We start from the raw sequence: 26,101 nt of genomic DNA, 5'->3' as shown, positions 1-26,101 counted from the left end.
TTTTTGGGAAAATGAACATAAATCAAGGCTGAAGTGAAAGCGAAAAGCAAATAAAAAAGAAAAAATAAGAAAGTAAGAAATAAAATACAATAAAATTAAGAGTGTAAAGTAATAAAACTAAGTAAATAAAATAACAACAAAAATAAGAACCATAACGCCAAAAATTAAAAACAGATAAAAAGAGAGCCAAGCTAGCGTAGCAAAGTTGAAAAATGATATAGACCTATAAAATAGGCAAAGTGCGGTATATTTTATGAATTTTTATATTAATTTATTTAGTAAAGCAAACAACACTAGAATTTACTGATACAATAAGTAAAAATTCAGGGAGATATATTTATGAAAAATATGAAATTTTTTGCCCAGCAGTATGTGGATTGGGTTATAAAATTAGGTCGTTTGAAGTTTTCATTACTTGGGTTTATTCTGATCGCTAGTCTTGCATTGTGCACACATATTCTTCTCAGTCTTATTTTTACAGGGAAAATTCATTGGGAGAGTTTACTTTACTCTGTAGTATTTGGGGTTATCTCAGCTCCTTTCGTTATTTATTTCTTTGCATTATTAGTTGAACGTTTAGAATTATCTCGTCAAAATTTAACTAATCTAGTTGCTGAATTACAGCAAGAAATCAAGGTGCGAATTAGAGCTGAGCGTCGCTTAGAACAAGCTAGCCGGGATAAAACAACGTTGATGGCAACGATTAGTCATGAATTAAGAACGCCTTTGAATGGTATTGTTGGACTAAGCCGAATTCTTTTAGATACTCATCTTAATGATGAGCAACGTAATTATTTAAAGACGATTAATATAAGTGCGGTTTCTTTAGGACATATTTTTAATGATATTATCGATCTTCAAAAAATAGATGGAAGTAAGATTGAATTATATAAAAGAGAAACGGATTTTCCTGCTTTAATAACAGATATTTATAACTTAGGTAAGCTAATGGCAGAGCAGAAGAACCTTTGTTTTGACATTCAGGTTGATGAAAACTTGCCTCATTGGATTATGCTTGATTATACTCGTTTAAGCCAAGTTTTATGGAATTTAATGAGCAACGCAGTAAAATTTACAGAAAAAGGGGCTGTTAGTTTACAAATAAAACGACTTTCTTATGATAAATATTCCTTTGCAGTTAAAGATACAGGTCAAGGCATTCCCCAATCAGAATTAGCAAAAATTTTCGCAATGTATTATCAAGTTGGAAGTAAAACTAATAAGCATAAGGCAGCAGGCAGTGGTATTGGCTTAGCTATTTCCAAAAATATTGCTAGGTTGATGGACGGAGATTTAACTGTTGAAAGTAAAGAAGGTAAGGGTTCAACTTTTACTCTTGTTATTAAAGCTGATGAAGTCAATCAGCCACTTAATAATGAAGTTGAAGAGCTTGGTCTTAATTTACATATTTTGTTAGTTGAAGATATCGAATTAAATATTATTGTTGCAAAATCTGTATTAGAGAAATTAGGTCACTATGTCGATATTGCGATGACAGGGCAAGAAGCATTAGAGAAATTCGAAAAGGGAAATTATGATCTTGTATTTTTGGATATTCAATTGCCTGACATGACTGGTTTTGATATTGCGAAAGTATTGAGAAATAAATATGAAGATGGTGTCTATGATTATCTTCCTCCATTGATCGCCTTAACTGCGAATGTTATGCAAAGTAAAGTAGATTATCAAAAACAAGGTATGGATGATGTATTACGTAAACCTTTGTCTATAGAATCTTTGAATAAATGTTTAATTGAATATTTTGGGGATGAAATTGGTGTGCCAATGAAATCTCTCAATAGTGCTGAAATTGAATCATCTTTAGATATTGAAGAATTTGATTATGTTATGCTAAAAGATCTGATCGATATGCTTGGTGTTGAATTCGTGCAAAAAAACCTTGAACTCTTTAAGCAGACCATGCCTTCGTATATGGTAGAGTTACATAATTCATATCAAAAATATTTAGTAGATTCAGCATATAAGAAAGAGGTTGCTTCTAATTCTCATAAAATTAAAGGGGCTGCATCTTCTATTGGTTTAAAACATATCCAACAAGTTGCTGAAAAAGGGCAACATGATGATAATACGGAATGGGAAAGTAATATTAAATTTTGGATAAATGAAATAGAAGAAACTTGGTTATCTGATGTTGAAAAATTAACTAAATGGTTAGTTAATCAATAAATAAAAGGATGCTATAATGCATCCTTGTTTATTCAAAAAATTTTAGTTGTTTTGGAATTCTTTTGGTAAGTGCGGTTGGATTTTATTAAGAATATCTTTTAATACTCTGGTCGGTGCAGCGACAATGTGACCTGAAGTCAAGTAATTATGACCACCAGTAAAATCACTAATTAAACCACCAGCTTCTCGAACAACTAGATCGCCAGCTGCACAATCCCAAGGTTTTAAACCAATTTCAAAGAATCCATCAATACGACTAGATGCTACATAGCATAAATCTAATGCAGCTGATCCTGTACGACGGAAATCAGCACAAGTTTCAATTAAATCAGACATAATATTCATCTGAACTGGCATATGACGAACTTGTTTAAATGGAAAACCAGTTGCTAATATAGCGCCTTTTAATTCACGCTTTGCATCTACTCTTAGGCGAATATCGTTTAATTTCGCACCTTCACCACGGACCGCAGTGAATAATTCATTACGAATAGGATCATAAACCACACCAACTTCAGTGCGACCTTTAACACGAATAGCAATAGAAACAGAAAAATGAGGAAAACCTTTTACAAAGTTTGTTGTGCCATCTAGTGGATCAATTATCCATTGTACATCTGTATTTTTACCTTCTAAAGCACCACTTTCTTCTGTGATAATGGTGTGGTCTGGGTAAGAGTTTCTAATTACCTCAATGATTGCTTCTTCAGAAGCTTTATCAATATTAGTAACATAATCATTCGTACTTTTTAATGATGCTTGAATATCATCACGGCGTTCGTAACTTTTAGCAATTAAATTGCCGGCTTTTCGTGCTGCACGAATAGCAATATTTAACATTGGATTCATAATTATTTCCACTAGATTTTAAAGAACAGAATACTCATTTACTGAGGTAATGAGCTTTTTCGCTGTGCATTATAGGGTAATTTACAGAAATTAGCTAGTAATAAAAAATATTTACAAATAGTCCGACTAAATAACCTGGTTATTATGTTATAATAACCACAATTTTTAGTTTATATGTAAATTATATGTTAAATAATATTCGAATTGTTTTAGTTGAAACTTCTCATAGTGGAAATATTGGTTCAGCTGCTCGAGCAATGAAAACTATGGGGTTAAAACACTTATATCTAGTTTCACCTAAGCAATCTATTGATGAACAAGCGATAGCTTTATCTGCTGGTGCAGAGGATGTAGTGCAAAATGCGGTTGTTGTTAATAATTTTGAAGAGGCTATTGCCGATTGTTCTTTAGTTATTGGTACTAGTGCAAGATTACGACATTTGCAAAATACTTTAGTTGAGCCAAGACAATGTGGTGATATTGCTATGCAAGAGGCTCATTCTGGACAAGTAGCAATTGTGTTTGGACGTGAGAAATTTGGTTTAACCAATGATGAATTATTGAAATGCCGCTATCATTTAACGATTCCTGCTAATCCCGAATATTCATCTCTTAATTTAGCTATGGCTGTGCAGCTAGTCAGTTATGAATTAAGAATGGCATATTTAAATCATCAAGAGTTACCTGTTTCTACAATAGAAAATCTCAATCAAACAGTTAGTGAAAAAGTCACAGCAAAAGAATTAGAATATTTCTATGAGCATACTCAGCGAGTTTATCAATCGTTAGGCTTCATTCAGAATCAAGGCGTAATGCAGAAGTTACGTCATTTATATAATCGAGTTGATATTGAGAGAAATGAATTAAATATTTTACGTGGAATGTTGAGTGCGGTAGAAAAACAACTTAATTGTTATCAAGATAAATAGTTGACTAATTTAGTTGGTTATGTAAACATTCACCATAATTTTATTATTTGAAAGGAAAGGAATATGAAATTAACTTCAAAAGGTCGTTATGCTGTTACTGCAATTTTGGATATTGCTTTAAATGCTAATTCTGGCCCAGTAACTTTATCTGATATTTCGGAACGTCAAAATATTTCACTTTCTTATTTAGAGCAACTATTTGCAAAATTACGTCGCTATGGATTGGTAAAAAGCGTGCGAGGGCCTGGTGGTGGCTATAAATTAGGCCGTCCTACAGATAAGATTTCTATTGGCATGATTATCGCTGCAGTCAATGAGAATATTTCAGTGACTAAATGTTTAGGACAGGGAAATTGTAAAGATGGGCAAGTATGTTTAACCCATCACCTTTGGGAAGAATTAAGTAATCGTATTGAAGATTTCTTGAATGAGATTACGTTAGAAGAATTAGTCAGTAAACAAACCCCAAGAATGCTTTCAGAATCTCATACTGATTTTGAAAATTTATTGGTTGTTAATAATTAAAAATTTTATGAAATCATCCTTTTGATGATTATTACGTAAACGGAGTGAATAATGAAATTACCAATTTATTTGGATTATGCAGCAACTTGTCCCGTTGATGAACGTGTTGCTGAAAAAATGATGCAATATTTAACAAAAGATGGCATTTTTGGTAATCCTGCTTCTCGTTCCCATAAATTTGGATGGCAAGCAGAGGAAGCTGTTGATGTAGCACGTAACCATATTGCTGATTTAATTGGTGCGGATAGCCGTGAAATTGTCTTTACTTCTGGCGCAACAGAGTCGGATAACTTAGCCATTAAAGGTGCTGCTCATTTTTATCAAACGAAAGGTAAGCATATTATCACCTGTAAAACAGAGCATAAAGCGGTGTTAGATACTTGTCGTCAATTAGAACGTGAAGGTTTTGAGGTGACTTATTTAGCGCCTCAAACTGATGGTTTAGTAAATTTAGACGAATTAAAAGCAGCCATGCGTGATGATACTATTTTAGTTTCGATTATGCATGTTAATAATGAAATAGGTGTCATTCAAGATATTAAAGCAATTGGCGATCTTTGTCGTGAACGTAAAATTATTTTCCATGTAGATGCAACACAAAGTGTTGGTAAATTACCTATTAATTTATCAGAATTGAATGTGGATTTACTTTCAATGTCAGGTCATAAACTTTATGGACCTAAAGGTATTGGTGCGTTATATGTTCGTCGCAAACCGCGTGTTCGCCTTGAAGCAATTATTCATGGCGGTGGTCATGAACGTGGCATGCGTTCAGGCACATTAGCTGTTCACCAAATTGTTGGTATGGGGGAAGCCTATCGCATCTGTAAAGAAGAAATGGAAGAGGAAATGGCGCGTTTAACTAAGTTACGTGATCGTTTATATAATGGCTTAAAAGATATTGATGAGACTTACGTGAATGGTTCAATGGAGCATCGTGTAGGTTCAAATTTAAATATTAGTTTTAATTTTGTTGAAGGTGAGTCATTAATGATGGCTTTACGTGATATTGCTGTCTCATCAGGTTCAGCTTGTACTTCCGCAAGTTTAGAGCCGTCTTATGTATTACGTGCGTTAGGTTTAAATGATGAATTAGCACATAGTTCGATTCGTTTCACCATGGGACGTTATACTACAGAAGAAGAAATTGATTATACGATTGAGTTAGTGAAAAAAGCAGTGACTAAATTACGTGATTTATCACCTTTGTGGGATATGCATAAAGAAGGCATTGATATGTCTAAAATTGAATGGTCTGCACATTAATTAAACGTTTAAAAAAGGAAAGCTAAAATGGCATATAGTGAAAAAGTTATTGATCATTATGAAAACCCTCGTAATGTCGGTTCATTTGATAAAAAGTCTACAGATATTGGTACTGGAATGGTAGGTGCTCCTGCTTGTGGTGATGTAATGCAACTTCAAATTAAAGTAAATGATGAAGGTATTATTGAAGATGCTAAATTCAAAACATACGGTTGTGGCTCAGCCATTGCTTCAAGTTCATTAATTACTGAATGGGTAAAAGGTAAATCTTTAGAGGAAGCGGGTGCAATTAAAAATAGTCAAATTGCTGAAGAATTAGAATTACCTCCAGTAAAAGTTCACTGCTCAATTTTAGCTGAAGATGCCATTAAAGCGGCAATTGCTGATTATAAAGCAAAGAAAGGTCAATAATTAAAGAAAGACATAGACATTACTTGAGTTTATAATTTATTAGCTTGGAGGCTGATAATATGACAGCAGAACAATTTAATGTAGAAGAAAATCATTTTTCTTCATCAACTTCAGTTAGCATGACCGAAAATGCAGCTAAACATGTGAAGAAATGTTTAGAGAGTCGTGGTAAAGGTATTGGTTTACGCTTAGGTATCAAAACATCAGGATGTTCTGGCTTAGCTTATGTGCTTGAATTTGTTGATGAATTAAATGCTGATGATAATGTATTTGAGCAATATGGCGTGAAAGTAATCATTGATACCAAAAGTCTTGTTTATTTAAATGGAACACAGTTGGATTTTGTTAAAGAAGGTTTAAATGAAGGTTTTAAATTCTCAAATCCAAATGTGAAAGACCAATGCGGTTGTGGTGAAAGCTTCAACGTATAATAATTAATTCGGATATATTATGCTAAATCCATTTGAGCTTTTTGATTTGCCTATTGACTTTAATGTGGATCAAACAGTGTTATCAACTCGCTATTTAGCGTTGCAAAAAACATTGCACCCAGATAATTTTGCTCATGCAAGTGCACAAGAACAGCGTATTGCTATGCAAAAGTCAGCAGAAGTGAATGATGCTTTACAGATTTTGAAAGATCCTATTAGTCGGGCAGATAGTATTATTGCTTTAAATATAGGCGAACAACAAAATTTAGAAGAAAAAAGTACTCATGATGTGGCATTTTTAATGCAACAATTAGAATGGCGTGAACAGCTTGAATCTATTGAAAATACTCAAGATTTCGATCAATTAATGGTATTTTCAACTCAAATTGAAAGTGAGCATAAAAATAAAATTTATGAATTATCTACCGCACTTTCAAATAAAGATTGGAAACATGCTCGAATATTAAATGATCGTTTGCGTTTTATTAAAAAACTAATAGTCGAAATTGAGCATATTGAAGAAAAACTAACTGAGTTTTAATTAGACATATTATAATAATTTACTTTCTAGAGAATAAGCATGGCATTACTTCAAATTGCTGAACCTGGCTTAATGGCTGCTCCCCATCAGCATAAATTAGCCCTTGGAATCGACTTGGGGACAACTAATTCTTTAGTGGCGGCTGTTCGGAGTGGGCATAATGATATTTTGTTAGACGAACAAAATCGTCCACTTGTCCCATCGATAGTTCATTTTGGTGAAAATAATCAAGTTACCGTGGGGTATGAGGCTGCAAAGTTAGCTAGTATTGATCCACAAAATACAGTGATTTCCGTAAAACGTTTGATTGGTCGTAGTTTGGCTGATGTGCAAAATCGTTATCCAAATTTGCCTTATCAATTTGCTCAAACCGAAAATGGATTGCCTCTGATAACTACTCGTCAAGGTGCATTTACTCCTATTGAAGTTTCTAGTGAAATTTTGAAAAAACTTACCGCATTTGCTGAACAGCGATTAGGTGGGCAGTTAAATGGTGCGGTAATTACCGTGCCAGCTTATTTTGATGATGCTCAGCGTCAAAGCACCAAGGATGCAGCTAAATTAGCAGGATTAAATGTTTTACGTTTACTTAATGAACCTACTGCTGCTGCCATTGCTTATGGTTTGGATAGTGGTCAGGAAGGTATTATTGCAGTTTACGATCTTGGAGGTGGTACTTTTGATATTTCAATTTTACGTTTATCAAAAGGTGTATTTGAGGTTTTAGCAACAGGCGGTGATACTGCATTAGGTGGTGATGATTTTGACCATTTATTAGCAGAATGGATTGTTGAACAATCTTCAATTTCCCCACAAGATGACAAACAAAAACGTTTGCTCATTGAATTGGCTACATCTATTAAAATAGCATTAACTGATAATGAATCAGTGAAGATTGAATATCAAGATTGGAGAGGGGTAATTACTCGTGAGCAATTTAATAGTTTAATTAGCCCACTAGTGAAACGTTCCATTATGGCTTGTCGTCGAGCCTTGAAAGATTCTCACGTGTCAGTAGATGAAGTGAGAGAAGTGGTTATGGTCGGTGGTTCAACACGAGTACCCTTTGTTCGTGAACAAGTTGGAGAATTCTTTAAACGCCTGCCGTTAACCTCTATTGATCCTGACAAAGTTGTAGCCTTAGGTGCAGCTATCCAGGCTGATATTTTAGTGGGTAATAAACCTGATTCTGACATGTTATTACTTGATGTTATTCCATTGTCTCTGGGCATTGAAATTATGGGCGGAATGGTAGAAAAAATTATCCCTCGTAATACTACCATCCCTGTAGCTAGAGCACAGGAATTTACGACTTTTAAAGATGGACAAACTGCGATGTCTGTTCATGTTGTGCAAGGTGAACGTGAAATGGTGGCGGATTGCCGTTCATTAGCTCGTTTTACTTTGCGAGGTATTCCTGCGATGGCTGCGGGAGCTGCTCAAGTAAGAGTGACCTATCAAGTGGATGCAGATGGTTTATTGAACGTAACTGCCATGGAAAAATCAACAGGAGTTCAATCCTCTATTCAAGTTAAGCCATCTTATGGATTAACTGACGATGAAATTACTCAAATGCTCAAGGCTTCTATGGAAAATGCTAAGCAAGATATTGATATCCGTTTATTAGCCGAGCAGCGAGTTGAAGCTCAACGAGTTATTGAATCTGTGCTTTCAGCGTTATCTCATGATCAAGAGCTATTGAATGATGAAGAGCTCACTAAAGTTAAGCAAGCATTAATGGATCTTGATAATTTACAACAACAAAATGATACTCTAGCGATTAAACAGGGGATTAAAGCACTTGATATCGCAACTCAAGAATTTGCTGCCCGTCGAATGGATAAATCTATTCGTTCTGCGCTTACGGGTCATTCTGTTGAAGATCTTTAATTGGAAAGTAGTAGGATATTATAAATGCCAAAAGTAATTTTTCTTCCACATGAAACGATTTGTCCAGAGGGTATGGTCGTTGATGCTGCAGCTGGGGATAACTTATTAGAAGTTGCTTTAGAGGCGGGTATTGAAATTGAACATGCTTGTGATGGTTCCTGTGCTTGTACTACATGTCACTGTATTATTCGTGAAGGTGGAGACAGCTTGAATGAAAGCACAGATCAAGAAGATGATATGTTGGATAAAGCTTGGGGATTAGAAGTAGATAGTCGCTTAAGTTGTCAATGTAAAATTGGTAATGAAGATTTAGTTGTAGAAATTCCTAAATATAGTCTAAATCACGCAAGAGAAGAGAATCATTAAAATGAAATGGGTAGATGCACAACAAATTGCTGAGAATCTGTATGATCTTTATCCTGATATAGATCCCCAAACTGTACGTTTTACAGATTTACATCAATGGATTTGTCAGCTTGATGATTTTGATGATAATCCAGAAGCTTCAAATGAAAAAATCCTTGAAAATATTTTATTGAAATGGATTGATGAATATGAATAAAAAAATCCGCTGATAATCAATATCGGCGGATTTTTTATTAAAGTGCGGTTTGTTTTGTTAATATTTTTATTATGGTAATTTAGCTAATACACAATAACCTGTTTTTATCCCTTCAATCTTGTATTCTGTGTCTGCACAAATAAATGCTGATTCACCTTGATTAAGTAAAAGTGCGGTTTGTTTTTCTGAAATTTCTAGAGAGCCTTGCATAACCAATAAAATCATCGCATTTTCTGCTTTACTTTCTGCCGTAGTATTGACCTCATAACGTACATTTTCTAATGCAAAGTCTTTTGCTGCTGTTTTATAAGTGAATGAACCATTTTGCTGGGGAGCAACTGATATAATCTTAGGTTCTATCTCACGACAATCAATGACCTCTAATAATGCGGGAATATCGACATGTTTTGGCGTTAATCCACCACGAATAACGTTATCAGAACAAGCCATTAATTCAATATTTTGACCTCGTAAATAAGCATGTGGAATACCAGCATCTTGATAAATACCTTCTCCTGTTTTCAGGTGAACAATATTAAATAAATAGAAACAAATTAGACCAGGATCAAGTTTATCTTCAGAAATTTCCATCGCTTCCATAGTATATAGTAACCAATAATCAGGATTTTCTAATGTTAATTGATGGTTTTGATAAGCCTGTTTATTTGCTGTTATTATTGGCAATAACCATGTGGCTAATTGTGATTGAGTGGCTTGCATGATGTCCGCATAAAAATGATGCAGATCTTGATGTTCTAATTTAGCTAAAAGTGCGGTTAAACTTGGGCGATTTTTTAGCGTTTCAGCTATTTGGGCTTTCTGTTTAAAACCATGTAATAACCAGAAGTCAGATAAAGCAATCATCATTTCAGGTTTATGATTATTATCTTTATAAGTCCGTTTAGGATCTTTTAAATCAACCCCTTTTTCATTCTCTGTTATAAAACCTAGTTCGGCTTGTTTTTTAGTTGGATGTAATTGAATTGAAAGAGGTTTATTAACATCTAAAATTTTGAGTAAATAGGCGAGTTCATCGCCGAAAATAGCACGGCTTTGCTTACCTAGAACTTCAGGATGTTGCTTAATAAAATCAATTAGCGATTGTTGTTTTCCTTTAACATCAATTTGTGACGGTGAAGAACTATGTGCACCTAACCACCATTCAGCATAATATTGATTTGGGGCCTTAGATATGTTTAATAGGTTCGGAATGTAATCTTTCCCGCCCCAAACATAATTTTGTAAGCTACCAGTGAGTTTATAAATGCCTGTCATTACTTTGTTCCCTTTATACTTTCTTTATAGCCACCAAAAAATGCGACTAATTTTTCTGTATCTTGTGGATTTGCTAGCGTGATTAATAATCGCTTAGTATTAGTTAAATCAATCACAAAAATATTACCTTCGGCTAAATTAACTTGAGCGATTTTATCATATTCAATAAACATATTACTGTAGAAAAAGCCTTTTTCTTTTAGTATAAGCATAGGGGAACGAATAAATGCAGTATATATGGCTAAAACAACCGCTGTTGTTAATAGGAAAATAGTAAATGGAGCAATGTTAATTACATTGTTAGATTGATATCCAAATAAACAACCAATGAGTACAATAAATATGATTGCATCAGCTTTGGCTTGTTTTTTGAGCGCTAATTTAAGTTTAGTCTTTCCTTTACGTTTATCAAGTCCAAATTGTTCATAAAAGGAATAAGCAAAGAAGAGTAGGACACAAATTAAAAGAATAGCATTTGTCATAAGATTACAAGTCTAGATAATTAAAAGGCACGTCCTTTAATGGACGTGCCTATTATAACAGCTTTAAATTAAGCTAAAATACCTGTCCATGCACCAAAAATACCGATGACGAAGAAGCCAATGATAATCCAAAGTGCATTAACTCGGTTACGTAATAACCACATACAAGCGAAGGTAAGTAATAATGCTAATAAGCCAGGCATGAGGCTATCTAAAATATTTTGGATTGTGGTGATTTCTGTTGTACCATCTTGTTTCTGAATAGTTGAAACCACTAATGGAACATTAATGCTTGTCCATTTTTGTACTAATGCACCCATAATGAAAAGCCCAAGAATAGATGCGCCTTCAGTTAATTTTTGAAGTAAGCCACCACTCATATCTTTAACAACGTCTAGGCCCTTTTTATAACCATAAGTTACACCATAATAACGAGTTGCTAGACGCACGAAGTTAAATAATATAAAGAATAACAATGGACCTAAAATACTACCACTTAATGCTAAACCAGCCCCTAATGCTGCAAATACAGGACGGGCCGTTCCCCAATAAATTGGGTCACCCACACCAGCTAGAGGCCCCATTAGACCCACTTTTATACCGTTAATTGCAGCATCATCGATAGGTTTACCATTTGCACGTTCTTCTTCCATGGCAATAGTTACACCTAAAACAGGAGCAGCAACAAAGGGTTGTGTATTAAAGAATTCAAGATGGCGTTTAATTGCATCTTTACGTTCTTGTGAATTTGGATCTGGGTATAAGCGTTTGATTACTGGAGAAATTGAATACATAAATCCTAATGCTTGCATTCGCTCAAAGTTCCATGAACCTTGGAAAAGGTTAGAACGAAGAACAACAGAATTTAAATCGCTTTTAGTTACTTTTCTGATTTCAGTTGTCATTTTCTTTTCCCCATTTTAATCTAATCTGTTATCAAGGTGATTATTTGCCGTTGTTGCAACGACAACTTGTTGGCTTTTATTATATTTAGGATGAATTTGGATATAAAGAATTGCCATAATGGTACCAAGAACACCTAATGCAACTAAATTGAAATTAGTAAATGCTGCAATTACGAAGCCCGCATAGAAGAAAGGCATTAAGTGTCCAGCACGCATCATATTAATAACCATGGCATAACCGACTACAGCAATGAAACCACCTGCAATTTTTAAACCTGTTGTCACCACTTCAGGAATTGAATTCAACATAGTTTGAACCACATCTGTTCCTGCTGTTAGTGCAACAATAAGTGCTGGAATAGCGATACGCATAGCTTGTAGCATTAATGCACCGAAGTGTACCCAGTCTAAACGAGCGAGATTACCATCTTGTACTGATTTATCTGCGGCATGTTGGAAACCAACGGTAATAGCACGAACAACATAAGTTAGTACTTGTCCTGCGGCTGCTAATGGAATTGCCACAGCAATACCTGTAGTAATATCTTGTTTACCAACGATAACAAGAATAGTTGAGATAACAGAGGCTAATGCTGCATCTGGTGCAAGTGCAGCACCAATGTTCATCCAACCTAAAGCTAATAATTCTAGTGAACCGCCTACAATAATCCCCGTTTTCATATCACCAAGGACTAAACCAATTAAGGTACAAGCAATTAAAGGGCGGTGAGTTTGGAACTCATCAAGAATTGAACCCGCACCACACATGCAGGAGACTAGAAATACAAGAATGACTTGCAATGTTGAAATTTCCATTTTAGTTTCCTCAGATTAAGTTATTTTTCTTTAATAAATCCATCATATATTGGCGTGTATCATTCGATACTTTACGCACATCAAGTTCAATATTTTGTGCATTAAGTTTCTTGAATGCTTCAATATCTACATCATTGACGGCTATGGCACTGGTAATCATTTTTTTACCTTCTTTATATGACATGCCACCAATATTCACTGATTTGAATGGAACACCAGCTTCCATGAGTGTGACTACATCGGTTGGATTAGTAAATAATAACATCATACGCTCATCAGCATATTCAGGATTGTTATAAACACGAATCATTTTTTCAACATTGACAACATGTGCAGTTACCCCTGGAGGTGCAACACTTTTTAGCATCGCTGAACGAACTGTATCTTTAGCAACATCATCGTTAACCACTACAATACGGCTAGCTTTGCTTTCTTTTGTCCAAACAGTTGCGACTTGACCATGAATTAAACGGTCGTCAATACGAGCTAGAGCAATATTTAATCGTCTTCCATCATCAACAATTTGTTGGGTTGGTGTTGATGTAGTTTGCTGTGCTTGAGTAACAGGAACTGATTCTTCTTTTATTGGTTGATGATTTAATGAACGAATACCAGTTAATCCCGCTTCTAATGCCACTTCAACTAATTCTTGTAGTGAATTTACATCATCTCTAGCCATACAGGTATTCACTAGCATTGGAATATTTACGCCTGTGACTACATCTATATTGGATTTGCCTTCTTGGAAACGATTTGCAGCATTGAATGGGCTACCACCCCACATGTCGACGAGGAATAATACTTGGTCGCAATGTGAAAGTTGCCCCTCTAGCAATGCCTGATATTTTGCCATAATAGTTTCAGCATTTTCTCCAGGAACAAAATCAATATAAGCGATATCTTCCTGTTCTCCAATGAGCATTTCTGTAGTTTTTAGCAACTGCTCAGCAGCCACACCATGCGTTGCTATGATAATAGCAATAGTCATTTTGACTCCTTAATGTTTGTGCCAATTAATGTCAATTCTCTATTTTATCTTAAATATTTTAGCTGAAAACGTTTCAGCTGATAATTTTTCTCATTTCTTGAATTAGATCACATTTTTTACTTTAGTAATCAAAATAATTAAAGAAATTGTATAAAAAATAACGTAAATATATATAGAAAAAGCGAGAAGATTTTTTCTCGCTTAATGATATTTGTCGAATTTACTATTTTTTTGATTAGAAAGATAATTCTTATTTTATTCAGAGGCTGTCGCTTTTTTATCTTCTGGTAAAATTAAATTTAAGATTAAGGCTAATAATGAACCTACTGTAATTCCTGAGCCTAAAATTTCTTTTACGAATTCAGGTAATTGAGCTAATAATTCAGGACGAGTAGTCACTGCTAAGCCACAACCAATAGAAATAGCGATGATTAATCCATTACGACGGCTACGTTCAATATTATCTAGCATTTGAATACCAGCAGAAATAATCATAGCAAACATCATTAAACCTGCTCCTCCTAATACCGGTAATGGAATGGATACAATTAATGCACCGAATATAGGAAAGAGACCTGCTAATACCAATAATCCACCGGTTAGAGCGACGACATGACGGCTTGCTACACCAGTTAAAGAAATTACACCGATATTTTGTGAGAATGATGAAAAAGGTGTGGTAGACATAATCGCTGCGAGTGCAGAACCTAAGCCATCGCATAAGACGCCACTACGTAAATGCTGGCCTGTAATTTCTGTTTTAGTGGCATTACCTAATGCCAGAAAATTACCACTGGATTCCACAATAGTAACCAAATAAGCAATAGACATTCCAATAATTCCAGCGATAGGGAAAGATAAACCGAAATGTAATGGCTGAGGTAGAGCGAATGTTTGAGCCTGGTGCAAGCTTTCAAAATTTACCCAACCTAAGCAAAGCGCAACCACATAGCCCGCCATCATTCCTATTACAATGGCTGCCGCAGAGAAAATCCCTTTTCCCCATTGTACTAATGCAACGACTAATACCAAAACAAATGTTGCCATCAGTAGGTTTTCTGGTTTCGCATAATTTACATCACCTCGCTGCCCGCCTGCAAACCAGTCCACTGCCACAGGAATAAGGCTCAAACCAATCATCATGACAACGGTGCCAGTAACAACAGGAGGAAATAATTTACGTATATAAGGCATAAAAAAACTACCGATGATCATCACTAATGAGCCAATTAGCGAGGCCCCCATAATGCCAGATACACCGTGTTCGCCAAATCCTATCGCGAGTGCCGCAGCGACAAAGGTAAAACTTGTTCCCATGACGCTGGGTAAACGAATTCCTATTGGACCAATTCCGCGACATTGAATAATGGTTACGACTCCCGAAATTAATAGTGCAGAGTTGACCAAAGTAATAGTGTCTTCAGTTGGCAGTTTTAATACACCACCAATTACTAAAGGCACCGCAATAATACCGCCTAAAGCCGCTAATAAGTGCTGAGCCGCTAGTAATAAACTTAAACCAAATGGAGGATTATCTTCAACTGAGTAAAGGAGATTGTTATGCATAAAAATATCTCATAAATAAAAATTAGGCGAATTATACAAGAATCTCACATTTAAGCAAACGTTTGCGTCTCAAATAAAGAAAAAGTGCGGTAGAAATTTCGGAAATTTAGACCGCACTTTGAGTTAAGCTACGAGTAATTCAGGTAAACGATAAATGGCATAGCAGAAGATGACGAGAATGACTGTCAAAATCACTTTCTCGAAACTGACTAATTTGAATTTGCCATGAAACTTACGATTTGAATGAAGGAATAACAAAATGCCAGGCACATACAACACCACTGAAAGCAATAAATATTGCAAACCTGCGGCATAAACAATCCACAAACCATAAATTGAAGCCATAATGCCTGTCAGTTTGATAAACCAATGTGCCTGCTTTTGGAACGCAAGTTTGGTCAAATATGCACCGATTAAGAAATAAGGAATCAAAATCATTGAGGTGGAAATCAGCAACAAGGTGTTATAACTTTGCTCGAATACAAATACCAGCACCAAGCAAAATTGCACGATAAAGCCTGTAAACCATAGAGAATTGATTGGCGTGCCATTTTCATTGAGTTTGTCCAAAATTTTCGGAAATGCGCCATTTTTCGCACCACGATACGGAATTTCCGAAGAATACATCGTCCAACTAATATAAGAGGCAAGCACGGAAACAATCAAGCACGCGGTGATGATCACTTTGCCTGTAGGTCCTATCATCGCATCAAGCAATGGTCCCATAGAAGGATTGGCAAGATTGGCGATGGTTTCGCGTGGCAAAATACCTAGAGAAAGAATGGTGATTGCTACATATAATGCCAAGGCGATCAGAATCCCAAGCACTGTTGCCAAACCTACGTCTGTGCGCTTTTTGGCGTGTGCGGACAAAACGGAGGCACCTTCCACACCGGTAAACACCCAAAGCGTGATAAGCATCGTGCTTTCCACCTGTTCCCCTACGCGGTTATTTAATACAGTGCCTTTTACATCTGCATTGAAAATTTCAGCATCAAAATACCATAAGCCTAGCAAAATAAATAACACTAGGGGGGCGACTTTCACAAAGGTTGCCACTAAATTTACCGATGCAGCTTCTTTCATGCCACTTGCAATTAACGCGTGAACCAACCAAACGATAATAGATGCGCCAATAAAGGAAGCAATGGTATTTCCTTGCCCAAAAATGACCGCACTTTCGCTGTCAGTAAACACACCTAAGCCTTCAAATGCTACTGTGAGATAACCCACAATGCCGATAGTGGCGCACAACCAATAGCCCCAAGCAGACATAAAGCCCATGAGTTCGCCAAAGCCTTCGCGAGCATAAGTATAAATACCACCGTCCAATTCAGGACGAAGGCGCGAAATAAAAAAGAACGAGAGACCAAGGAAAATGATCCCAATCCCTGTTATCAACCAGCCTATAGAAATGGCTTCCGCGCCAGCTACTGCCGCCATATTTTGTGGAAGACTAAAAATCCCCGATCCGATCATCGAACTTAGCACCAATGCGGTAAGCGAAAGCAATCCGATTTTTTTGTTAGACATTATGGTTCCTTAATGATAAAAACGCTTCTCCTTTCACCAAAAGGAGAAGAAAATTTTACAAAATAATTTTACGCATACGAAAATTCTAGTTTCGATTCAAATCTTCCCCCCCCCCCCTCTTTTCTAAAGAGAGGAGTTAGGTTATTTCAAATTTTCACTAAGCACTTTGATAAACTCTCGCCCAATGCCGCAGCAGCCGCCAACAATGGTGGCACCTTGTGCTGTCCATTTTTGTGCCCAAGCGAGATAAGATTGTGGGTCGAGATCTTTGCGCACTTCATCTAAACCATCATTTGCCGTAGCATCTTCGGGCTGTGGCGCAAAGGCGTTGGCGTAAGCGCCTGTTTGAATATGCGTTGCATTTAAGGTATGCAGAGTGTCACGTGTAACAATTAACGCTTGTTCAATCACTTCAGGTTGACAGCAGTTGAAAAGAATCGCAGAGACGCCAATTTCAACCATTTTTTCTACCGCACTTTTTACAGATTCACCCGAACGAAGTTGAGGTTCGGACGTAGGATGTTCATCAGTTAGCGTGAAAGAAACCCATAAAGGGCGGCCATCTTTAGGCAATAATTTTTGTACAGAAACAGGTTCAATAATCGCACTTTGAGTTTCACATAACCATAAATCCACATAAGGGGAAAGGCCGTCAATAATGGGCTGGGCGATTTCTGCGAAACGATCTTTTCCGATTAAGTCCGCACGGTAAGAGCCAAACATTGGTGGTAAAGAACCAGCCACCTTTGTGCTTAAAACACCTGAGTTTCTGACCGCACTTTTTGCCAAGCGTCCCGCAAGATCGGCGAGCATTTTGCCGTCAGCATGAAAACGCTGTTCACCAATATGAAAAGGTACTACGGCATAACTGTTGGTGGTAATCACTTGTGCACCAGCTTTGATAAACTCCTCATGCACTTGTTGCACCGCAGAAGGTTTTTCATATAAAGACAACGCCGACCATTCAGGTTGTTTAAACGGGGCGTTAATACGCATTAATTCGCGGCTCATACCGCCATCAAGAATTGTGATTGACATAACTTATCCTGTTAAAGATTTATTGTTATATAAAAATACCGCACTTTTGCTAAAGTGCGGTAAGTTTTTTCAGAAATTTTTAGATCAAAAATTTATAACTTAGAATCATGCTTATACATTGAAACGGAAGTGCATAACATCACCATCTTGTACGATGTAATCTTTGCCTTCTAAACGCCATTTACCAGCTTCTTTTGCTCCATTTTCACCTTTGAATTCAATGAAATCTTGATAAGCAATCACTTCTGCTCGGATAAAGCCTTTTTCAAAGTCGGTATGAATTACTGCAGCAGCTTTAGGTGCGGTAGCTCCTACTGAAACTGTCCAAGCACGCACTTCTTTCACTCCAGCTGTAAAATAGGTTTGTAAATTTAATAATTTATAACCAGCTCGTATTACTCGATTTAAACCAGGTTCTTCAATTCCAAGGTCTTGGAGAAACTCAATTTTTTCATCATCATCTAATTCTGCAATTTCAGCTTCAATAGCCGCACATACGGGCACGACCATAGCCCCTTCTTTTTCTGCAATTTCACGTACTTGTGCTAGATACGGATTATTTTCAAAACCATCTTCATTAACGTTAGCAATATACATGGTTGGTTTCAAGGTTAAAAAGTTATAACTTTTAATTGCTAATAATTCATCTTTATCTAAACCTATAGAGCGAATCATGCCTGCATTTTCTAATACAGGAAGAATTTTTTCCATCACTGATAATTCGAATTTAGCGTCTTTATCGCCACCTTTAGCACGTTTTTGTAAACGTTGAATAGCACGTTCGCAGCTATCTAAATCAGCAAGAGCTAATTCAGTATTGATAATATCAATATCATCAGCAGGATTGATTTTACCTGCAACATGTACGATATCATCATTTTCAAAACAACGCACAACATGTCCAATCGCATCGGTTTCTCGGATATTGGCTAAAAATTTATTGCCTAAACCTTCCCCTTTACTTGCACCAGCCACTAAACCTGCAATATCTACAAATTCCATGGTAGTAGGCAGAACTCTTTCTGGATTAACGATTGCAGCCAGTGCATCTAGGCGAGGGTCTGGCATGGGTACAACACCTGTATTAGGCTCAATTGTACAGAATGGATAATTAGCAGCTTCAATACCTGCTTTGGTTAATGCGTTAAACAGTGTTGATTTACCCACATTAGGTAAACCCACGATACCACATTTAAATCCCATGATTTGTTTCCCTATATTTATGGAAGGTGCAGTATTTATTCTCTACACCAAATTGAATATTAGATATGCTATTTGCATACCATAAAAATATTATTAAGCTTTAAACCCATTTAAACGATTGGTTGCTTTGGTGATGCCATCTTTTAATAAGATCTCAACGCAAGTTGTTGCTTCATCAAGCGCTTTATCAATAAGCGTCCAATCAGTAGGAGAGGGCTTTCCTAATACATAAGCTGCCACGAGGTTTTTATCACCTGGATGACCAATCCCTATACGTAAGCGGTAAAAGTTTTTATTATTGGCTAATTGTGCAATGGTATCTTTCAAACCGTTATGACCGCCATGCCCACCACCTTGTTTAATTTTTGCAATACCTGGTGGTAAGTCTAACTCATCATGAATGACTAGAATTTGTTCAGGTTTTATGCGATAGAAGGTAGATAATGCACTAATTGCTTTACCACTTAAATTCATAAATGTCGTTGGAATAAGAAAACGAACTTCTTCGCCAGCAATAATCGTTCGAGCTGTTTTCCCAAAAAATTTTGCCTCATCTTTTAAAGTAAAATTAAAACGCTGAGCCAGCCTATTAATCAGCCACTCTCCAGCATTGTGGCGAGTATCTAAGTACTTATCGCCAGGGTTTCCTAATCCAACAATTAACTTTATTTCCGTCATACTGATCCCTATTTATGGAAGCGGGTAAGTATACCCTAATTATCTATAAGTTGCTACTTAGCCGCTGGTGGAGTTGCGGGTATGTATTCTAATTGTTCTGCTGGTTGGGAAATTTTATAATAGCCTAAATCACCAGATAAGACATCACCATTAATATAGCTGGTTTGACAATCCGCAATAGGCATATGATAGCCTAATAAATTAATCATGCTAGTTGATAATTGATGATGGCTAGCTTTAGGACAGCTATCAAATATATTTTTTAATTTAGCCGCCAATTTGTTATTAGGTGTATATATGACTAATGGAACAAGATAATTATCTGGTAAATAATTGCCTTGGTTAACTTGTTCATTATTTACCAATTGTCCATGATCTGAGGTATAAATTAATAGCCAGTCATCTCTATTGGTTGCTTTTAAATGGTCAAAAACTGATTTGATAAATAAATCAGTTTGATAAATAGTATTATCATATCTATCTAATAATGTTTGATCACCAAAGTAATTTTCGTCTTTTGTGAGTAATTCTCCATAAGGCAAATGTGAAGCTCGTTGATGCAAGATAATAAAATGATAGTCATCTGTTAGATTGATATCATAAAAAGATGGCAGTAAATTTTTATCTGGCATATTGTCTTTATTTTGATATCCCCAATAAGTTGGAAAACGTACATCATCAATCCATCTTGCGCCTAATAAACTCACCATCCCCATTTGATTTTCTGCTTGAGAAGAATAAAAATAGGTTTTGAAATTTTGTTGTTTGGCTAATTTAAATAAATTCGTATTGCCACTTTGGATTTGGCGTTCACCATTTGGGTATGGTATTGCATTAAATAATGACGGCAATGACAGAATTGTGAGCGTACCTCCTGAAAATGCTTGTTTAATGATGCTATTAGGATCATTAGCAAGGGAATCCATAAATGGTGTGGTTTTTCGATGATAACCAAACAGGCTGGTATGTTTTGATGTTTCACTTTCGCCCACGATAAAAATAATATTGCGTATATCAGGTTGGTGGCTTTTTTCAGGCTCATCATGATGATAATAAGCAACATTGTGTAAATTAAATAATTCGCTAGGTAATATACGAGTAAAAAACTGCCCAATTACCAAATAATTCTCTTTAATCCGATTATATTCTAATTTAGGTGAAATAATTCCCTCTTGATCTGTTTTCACCCCTTTTATTAATGCCAGTAAGAGTAAGATAATGAGTCCAATATCAGCATATTGACTTCGACGTTGATTAAACATTAAGAGAGAACCAAAGAATAGACATTCCATGATTCCCCAAGAAATTTGTGGAAACATTTTCGGAATTAATGATCCACCAGCAGCCGTCGCTTCATGAAATTCTGTGATAGATAAATAATAATGAATTCCTGTTAGCCAACTTTTATAAACTTCATAGTGGATATTATTGCCAATGATGCTTATTGTAAAAAATAGGAATACGAATATACGGCTAATCGTTAATTTTGCGTAAAAGAATATAACGACAAATATAAAAATAAATAGAAAACTTTCAGGGAGTTTTCTAACTGGAATATTCGGGATATCAAAGTAATGTCTGTAGAGTAATTCACTGATAAGTAGTAGAAAGGTGTAAATAAAAATAATAAGTAAATTTTTAAAATTTAGTTTTCTAAGAAGATTCATTTCATATCCATTGAGTATTTTTAAAGTGATAATACCAGTACTCCTAATAAGATAAAGGAGGAACCAATTACTAATTGTAGACTAATAGGTTCTTTTAATACAACTACGCCCAATACAATTGCTATCACAACACTTAGTTTATCAATAGGTGCAACCCAAGAGGCTGGAGCGAGTTGCAATGCTCGATAATAACATAGCCAAGATAAGCCTGTCGCAATACCAGATAAAATAAGAAAAGTGAGCGGCTTTGCTGCAATATGTTGTGGTAATTGCCATTCATTGCGCATAGAAATAATGCCAGCGGAAACGAATAATACAACAATTGTGCGAATAAATGTAGCGAGATTACTACTCATTCCTTCTACACCGAGTTTGCCAAAAATTGCTGTTAAGCCTGCAAAAAATGCAGAACCAAATGCGAGTAAAAGCCAATTCATATTCTTTCCTTATTTTGACCGCAGTTTTCCGTTATAATAACACAAATTTTTGCCACAAGAAGTTGTATAACTAATAAACAATGAGGTTTTTCATGGCACAGATTAAAGTTGAAATCGCTTACGCATTTCCAGATCATTATTATTTAAAGCAATTTACTCTAGATGAAGGGACTTCAGTACAAACTGCGATTCTGCAATCAGGAATTTTACAACAATATACAGATATTGATTTACGTGAAAATAAAATAGGCATATTTGGACGTCCTGTAAAATTAACGGATCTCTTAGCAGATGGAGATCGTATTGAAATTTATCGTCCATTATTAGCCGATCCTAAAGAAATTCGTCGTAAACGTGCAGCCCAGCAAGCGAAAGAGTTAGAAGAAAAGAAAAAAGCTGAAAAGTTAGCAGCAAAACAATCAGAAAGGGAAGATTAATATGAGTCAAAAATTCTGTTTACCTGAACCTATTACAGCTGAAATCTTTTTACGTGATTACTGGCAAAAGAAACCATTAATTATCCGTAATGGGTTACCTGAAATTATTGGAATGTTTGAGCCTGAGGATATTCTTGAGTTAGCTCAAGGCGAAGATGTTACAGCTCGTTTACTTAAACAATATTCAGAAGATAAATGGACATTTACACCAAGTCCTTTAACGGAATCTGATTTTAATGAGTTACCTGAGAAATGGTCTGTACTTGTACAAAATATGGAACAATGGTCAACAGAATTAGGTGAAATGTGGTCTCGTTTTGGTTTCATTCCTCAATGGCAACGCGATGATATTATGGTCTCCTATGCTCCTGCGGGTGGTTCCGTAGGTAAACATTATGACGAATATGATGTTTTTCTTGTACAAGGTTATGGCCATCGTCGTTGGCAATTAGGTAAATGGTGTGATCCTAGTACAGAATTTAAACCTGATCAGCCCATCCGTATATTTGATGATATGGGAGAATTAGTTATTGATGAAGTAATGAATCCAGGCGATATTCTCTACATTCCTGCTCGTATGGCTCATTATGGTATTGCAGAAGATGATTGTTTAACCTTCTCTTTTGGCTTACGTTATCCAAATTTAGGTGAATTGATGAGCCATATTAATCAAGGTTTCTGCCATCACAATCCTGATATTGACCTGAATGAATTCAATATTCCACTACGCTTAAATCAAACAGAACAACATACGGGTAAATTAGCTGAATCTGAAATCCAAGCTATGAAGCAGGCATTACTTGAAAAATTGGCTAATTCAGAGCAATTTGATCGTTTATTTAAACAATCTGTGGCAACAGCGGTAAGTTCTCGTCGTTATGAGATGCTAGTTAGTGATGAAATATCTGATCCTGAGCAAATCTTATCTGAACTGGAAGATGGTGCTGTGCTTACACAGGATAATAACTGTAAGTTAGTTTACCTTGAAAATCCGTTACAAATCTTTGCTAATGGTGAGTGGTTAGATGAACTAAATCCAGTAGAGGCTGAAGTATTAAGACGTTTAGCTGATGGTGAAGAGGTCTCTTTAGTTGAGTTAAAACAATTAATTGCTGATGTAGAAGAACAAACATCTGCAATGGAAATTTTGTTGGATTCAGTTTGTAACTGGGTTGATGATGGATGGGTTTTATTAGGATAATTAATACAGACTTTATGCATAACGATAATATTTATTCAGTGAGTCAATTAAATAACTCTGTTCGTCAGATGCTAGAAGGACAGCTGGGATTCGTTTGGTTGACAGGGGAGATTTCTAATTTTACTCAACCTGTTTCTGGGCATTGGTATTTAACCTTAAAAGATGAAAATGCTCAGGTACGTTGTGCAATGTTCCGTATGAAAAATATGCGTGTCACTTTCCGACCACAAAATGGTATGCAAGTGTTAGTGCGTGCAAGTGTAAGCTTATATGAGCCCCGAGGAGACTATCAGCTTATTATAGAATCTATGCATCCCGCAGGCGAAGGATTGTTACAGCAGCAATTCGAAGCTTTAAAAATGAAATTGGCGGCAGAAGGATTATTCGCGCAAAATTTAAAAAAATCCTTACCTGATTTTAGTAAAACAATTGGTGTGGTGACTTCAAAAACTGGTGCCGCATTACAGGATATTTTGCATATATTGCAACGACGAGACCCCAGTTTAAAAGTGGTGATTTATCCAACTGCGGTGCAAGGAAAAGAGGCTACAACTGAAATTGTACAAATGATTGAATTAGCCAATAAGCGTAATGAAGTGGATGTGCTAATTATTGGGCGTGGAGGTGGCTCTCTTGAAGATCTTTGGTGTTTTAACGAAGAGTTAGTTGCGAGAGCTATTTTTAATTCGGTAATTCCAGTAATCAGTGCTGTAGGTCATGAAACAGATGTAACTATTGCCGATTTTGTGGCTGATGTGCGAGCACCAACCCCATCAGCCGCTGCGGAATTAGTGAGCCGTAACCAAGATGAATTATTACAACAAATTGCTTATAAATATCAACGTTTAGAAATAGCATTAGATCGCTTATTTAATGATAAATATCAGTTATTACAACATTTATCATTACGTTTGCAAAATCAACATCCACAAGTGCAATTGCGTATTCAAAAACAACAGACGGCACAATTAGAACAGCGTTTACATTCCTCAATACAACGTTTAATGGATAAAAATCGCTACAAAATGACCGCACTTATGCAACGTTTAGATAATAATCCGTTACCTTATCGTGTACAGAAACAGTCTCAATATGTTACTCAACTTCAGATTCGATTAAATTTTTTCTTAAAACAAAATTTAGCTAATCGTCAACATCATCTAACCCATTTGTGTGGTAAGTTAGATGGGTTAAGTCCTTTAAAAGTATTAGCTCGTGGCTATTCTATCGCAGAGAATGCCCAAGGAAATGCGATTACTCAGATAGAGCAAGTAAAACTAGGTGATACCATAAAAACAAGAGTACTGAATGGCACAATTGTTAGTCAGGTTATTGAATAGAAAAGTGCGGTAATTTTTGTGGAAATTTTACCGCACTTTTAACAAATTAGGGATTTGTAGAAGGAGACTTTTTATAGCGTTCTAAAGATTTATGTTGGATTTTGACATTTTTTCCTTTAGCAAGGAAATATTCTCCTAATTGTTGTGCAATATAAACAGAACGGTGTTTCCCTCCAGTACAACCTATTGCGATGGTTAAATAGCTACGATTATTTTTTTCTAATTCAGGTAGCCAAATTTCAATATAATTACGTGTTAAATAGATAAAATTATGCACTTCTTTATAGCGATTGAGAAAGTCAATAACAGGGCTATCCAACCCCGTCATTGGGCGTAAATTAGGATCCCAATGTGGATTAGGTAGAAAACGAACATCAAACACATAATCAGCATCTAATGGCAGCCCATATTTGAAACCAAAGGATTCAATAATGATTTTTAGTTCTTTATTACTATTGCCTTGAAGAAATTTTCTAATTTGTTCCGCTAATTCATGAGTTGAAATTTCACTGGTATTAATAATTAAATCAGCATGTTGAAATAGTGGTTCTAGCAAGTCTTTTTCTGTATCAATGGCAGCTTCTAAAGACATATTTTGCATAGAAAGAGGGTGTAATCGGCGTGAATCGCTATAACGGCGGATTAAAGTACTTCGGTCAGCATCTAAGAAAATTGTTTTAACTTGATGGTTAGCCTTTTGCATCTGAGTGAATAGTTGATCTAGCGTGTCAGGTGAATTGGGTAAATTACGAATATCAAGGCTAATCGCCGCAGATTTTTCAGAATGAGAAAGAATATCTGCGAGTTGGGGCAATAAATTGATAGGTAGATTATCTACACAATAATAGCCAATATCTTCTAGTGCTCGTAAGGCTACAGATTTCCCCGCACCAGATCGCCCACTTATAATGATAAGTTCCATAACGTCACCTAGTAATTTATAT

At 35.8% G+C, this 26,101-nt stretch carries 27 protein-coding genes; 13 read left to right on the top strand and 14 right to left on the bottom strand.

Annotation, left to right across the window (positions count from 1 at the left end; all coding sequences use genetic code 11):
• Positions 1–339: 339 nt before the first annotated feature.
• Positions 340–2,187: an ATP-binding protein gene (locus HMPREF1052_RS09755; protein WP_005761434.1), complete on the top strand. Its 1,848-nt coding sequence runs from the start codon at positions 340–342 to the stop codon at positions 2,185–2,187.
• A 42-nt stretch (positions 2,188–2,229) separates the two neighbouring features.
• Here the strand turns inward: HMPREF1052_RS09755 and suhB are convergent, their stop codons facing one another.
• Positions 2,230–3,036, bottom strand: a complete 807-nt coding sequence (gene suhB / locus HMPREF1052_RS09750; protein ID WP_005761512.1) for an inositol-1-monophosphatase — start codon at positions 3,034–3,036, stop codon at positions 2,230–2,232.
• A 185-nt stretch (positions 3,037–3,221) separates the two neighbouring features.
• Between suhB and trmJ the strand changes: the two genes are divergently transcribed.
• The 9 genes from trmJ (at position 3,222) to iscX (ending at position 9,591) form a co-directional block, all read left to right on the top strand.
• Positions 3,222–3,965: a tRNA (cytosine(32)/uridine(32)-2'-O)-methyltransferase TrmJ gene (gene trmJ / locus HMPREF1052_RS09745; protein WP_005761429.1), complete on the top strand. Its 744-nt coding sequence runs from the start codon at positions 3,222–3,224 to the stop codon at positions 3,963–3,965.
• Positions 3,966–4,028: 63 nt separating this feature from the next.
• Positions 4,029–4,490, top strand: coding sequence for a Fe-S cluster assembly transcriptional regulator IscR (iscR, locus tag HMPREF1052_RS09740; RefSeq protein ID WP_005761550.1), 462 nt, complete (start codon positions 4,029–4,031; stop codon positions 4,488–4,490).
• Between the two features lie 51 nt (positions 4,491–4,541).
• On the top strand, positions 4,542–5,756 hold the full coding sequence (locus HMPREF1052_RS09735) for an IscS subfamily cysteine desulfurase (RefSeq protein WP_005761511.1): 1,215 nt from the start codon (positions 4,542–4,544) through the stop codon (positions 5,754–5,756).
• Between the two features lie 27 nt (positions 5,757–5,783).
• The gene (gene iscU / locus HMPREF1052_RS09730) at positions 5,784–6,167 is read left to right on the top strand and encodes a Fe-S cluster assembly scaffold IscU (RefSeq protein WP_005761421.1); all 384 of its coding nucleotides are present in this window, start codon (positions 5,784–5,786) and stop codon (positions 6,165–6,167) included.
• A gap of 119 nt (positions 6,168–6,286) precedes the next feature.
• The gene (iscA, locus tag HMPREF1052_RS09725) at positions 6,287–6,598 is read left to right on the top strand and encodes an iron-sulfur cluster assembly protein IscA (protein WP_040596565.1); all 312 of its coding nucleotides are present in this window, start codon (positions 6,287–6,289) and stop codon (positions 6,596–6,598) included.
• A 19-nt stretch (positions 6,599–6,617) separates the two neighbouring features.
• On the top strand, positions 6,618–7,139 hold the full coding sequence (gene hscB, locus HMPREF1052_RS09720) for a Fe-S protein assembly co-chaperone HscB (protein ID WP_005761603.1): 522 nt from the start codon (positions 6,618–6,620) through the stop codon (positions 7,137–7,139).
• Between the two features lie 39 nt (positions 7,140–7,178).
• Positions 7,179–9,029, top strand: coding sequence for a Fe-S protein assembly chaperone HscA (gene hscA, locus HMPREF1052_RS09715; protein WP_005761461.1), 1,851 nt, complete (start codon positions 7,179–7,181; stop codon positions 9,027–9,029).
• 24 nt (positions 9,030–9,053) lie between these two features.
• Positions 9,054–9,395, top strand: coding sequence for an ISC system 2Fe-2S type ferredoxin (fdx, locus tag HMPREF1052_RS09710; protein ID WP_005761546.1), 342 nt, complete (start codon positions 9,054–9,056; stop codon positions 9,393–9,395).
• 1 nt (position 9,396) lies between these two features.
• Positions 9,397–9,591, top strand: coding sequence for a Fe-S cluster assembly protein IscX (iscX, locus tag HMPREF1052_RS09705; RefSeq protein WP_005761608.1), 195 nt, complete (start codon positions 9,397–9,399; stop codon positions 9,589–9,591).
• A gap of 69 nt (positions 9,592–9,660) precedes the next feature.
• On the opposite strand, the gene manA is transcribed toward iscX, so the two are convergent.
• The 12 genes from manA to HMPREF1052_RS09645 all read right to left on the bottom strand — a co-directional run bounded on the left by manA (position 9,661) and on the right by HMPREF1052_RS09645 (position 22,179).
• Positions 9,661–10,866, bottom strand: a complete 1,206-nt coding sequence (gene manA / locus HMPREF1052_RS09700; RefSeq protein WP_005761508.1) for a mannose-6-phosphate isomerase, class I — start codon at positions 10,864–10,866, stop codon at positions 9,661–9,663.
• Positions 10,866–11,348, bottom strand: coding sequence for a DUF986 family protein (locus tag HMPREF1052_RS09695; RefSeq protein WP_005761555.1), 483 nt, complete (start codon positions 11,346–11,348; stop codon positions 10,866–10,868). Before HMPREF1052_RS09695 ends, manA begins: the two co-directional genes overlap by 1 nt.
• Before the next feature lie 68 nt (positions 11,349–11,416).
• A complete protein-coding gene (locus HMPREF1052_RS09690) occupies positions 11,417–12,253 on the bottom strand; it encodes a PTS mannose transporter subunit IID (protein WP_040596544.1) in 837 nt (278 codons plus the stop codon).
• A gap of 15 nt (positions 12,254–12,268) precedes the next feature.
• Positions 12,269–13,069 carry a PTS mannose/fructose/sorbose transporter subunit IIC gene (locus tag HMPREF1052_RS09685; RefSeq protein ID WP_005761619.1) on the bottom strand — a complete coding sequence of 267 codons (801 nt, stop codon included), beginning with the start codon at positions 13,067–13,069 and terminating at the stop codon, positions 12,269–12,271.
• A 10-nt stretch (positions 13,070–13,079) separates the two neighbouring features.
• On the bottom strand, positions 13,080–14,057 hold the full coding sequence (manX, locus tag HMPREF1052_RS09680) for a PTS mannose transporter subunit IIAB (RefSeq protein ID WP_005761436.1): 978 nt from the start codon (positions 14,055–14,057) through the stop codon (positions 13,080–13,082).
• A 255-nt stretch (positions 14,058–14,312) separates the two neighbouring features.
• Entirely contained in the window at positions 14,313–15,623 is a 1,311-nt protein-coding gene (locus tag HMPREF1052_RS09675; RefSeq protein ID WP_005761606.1) for a nucleobase:cation symporter-2 family protein, read from the bottom strand.
• 123 nt (positions 15,624–15,746) lie between these two features.
• Positions 15,747–17,156 carry a basic amino acid/polyamine antiporter gene (locus HMPREF1052_RS09670; RefSeq protein WP_005761476.1) on the bottom strand — a complete coding sequence of 470 codons (1,410 nt, stop codon included), beginning with the start codon at positions 17,154–17,156 and terminating at the stop codon, positions 15,747–15,749.
• Positions 17,157–17,297: 141 nt separating this feature from the next.
• Entirely contained in the window at positions 17,298–18,194 is an 897-nt protein-coding gene (locus tag HMPREF1052_RS09665; RefSeq protein WP_005761531.1) for a homocysteine S-methyltransferase family protein, read from the bottom strand.
• Positions 18,195–18,305: 111 nt separating this feature from the next.
• Positions 18,306–19,397 (bottom strand): redox-regulated ATPase YchF, encoded by a 1,092-nt coding sequence (gene ychF / locus HMPREF1052_RS09660; protein ID WP_005761544.1) that lies wholly within the window; start codon positions 19,395–19,397, stop codon positions 18,306–18,308.
• Between the two features lie 93 nt (positions 19,398–19,490).
• Complete coding sequence (pth, locus tag HMPREF1052_RS09655) at positions 19,491–20,075, bottom strand: aminoacyl-tRNA hydrolase (protein WP_005761616.1); 585 nt, start codon at positions 20,073–20,075, stop codon at positions 19,491–19,493.
• A gap of 53 nt (positions 20,076–20,128) precedes the next feature.
• Entirely contained in the window at positions 20,129–21,742 is a 1,614-nt protein-coding gene (locus tag HMPREF1052_RS09650) for a phosphoethanolamine transferase (RefSeq protein ID WP_005761425.1), read from the bottom strand.
• Positions 21,743–21,762: 20 nt separating this feature from the next.
• Positions 21,763–22,179, bottom strand: a complete 417-nt coding sequence (locus tag HMPREF1052_RS09645; RefSeq protein WP_005761532.1) for an EamA family transporter — start codon at positions 22,177–22,179, stop codon at positions 21,763–21,765.
• Positions 22,180–22,271: 92 nt separating this feature from the next.
• Between HMPREF1052_RS09645 and HMPREF1052_RS09640 the strand changes: the two genes are divergently transcribed.
• The 3 genes from HMPREF1052_RS09640 to xseA are packed head-to-tail and all read left to right on the top strand — an operon-like array spanning position 22,272 to position 25,157.
• Positions 22,272–22,616: an RnfH family protein gene (locus HMPREF1052_RS09640; RefSeq protein WP_005761617.1), complete on the top strand. Its 345-nt coding sequence runs from the start codon at positions 22,272–22,274 to the stop codon at positions 22,614–22,616.
• 1 nt (position 22,617) lies between these two features.
• Entirely contained in the window at positions 22,618–23,817 is a 1,200-nt protein-coding gene (locus HMPREF1052_RS09635) for a ribosomal protein uL16 3-hydroxylase (RefSeq protein ID WP_005761470.1), read from the top strand.
• Between the two features lie 14 nt (positions 23,818–23,831).
• Positions 23,832–25,157, top strand: a complete 1,326-nt coding sequence (gene xseA, locus HMPREF1052_RS09630) for an exodeoxyribonuclease VII large subunit (RefSeq protein WP_040596541.1) — start codon at positions 23,832–23,834, stop codon at positions 25,155–25,157.
• Between the two features lie 46 nt (positions 25,158–25,203).
• On the opposite strand, the gene rapZ is transcribed toward xseA, so the two are convergent.
• On the bottom strand, positions 25,204–26,079 hold the full coding sequence (gene rapZ / locus HMPREF1052_RS09625) for an RNase adapter RapZ (protein ID WP_005761571.1): 876 nt from the start codon (positions 26,077–26,079) through the stop codon (positions 25,204–25,206).
• Positions 26,080–26,101: the final 22 nt, after the last annotated feature.

The sequence above is a fragment of the Pasteurella bettyae CCUG 2042 genome (genome assembly GCF_000262245.1).
Lineage (GTDB): Bacteria > Pseudomonadota > Gammaproteobacteria > Enterobacterales > Pasteurellaceae > Basfia > Basfia bettyae.
This window is presented reverse-complemented; position numbering and strand designations above follow the sequence as displayed.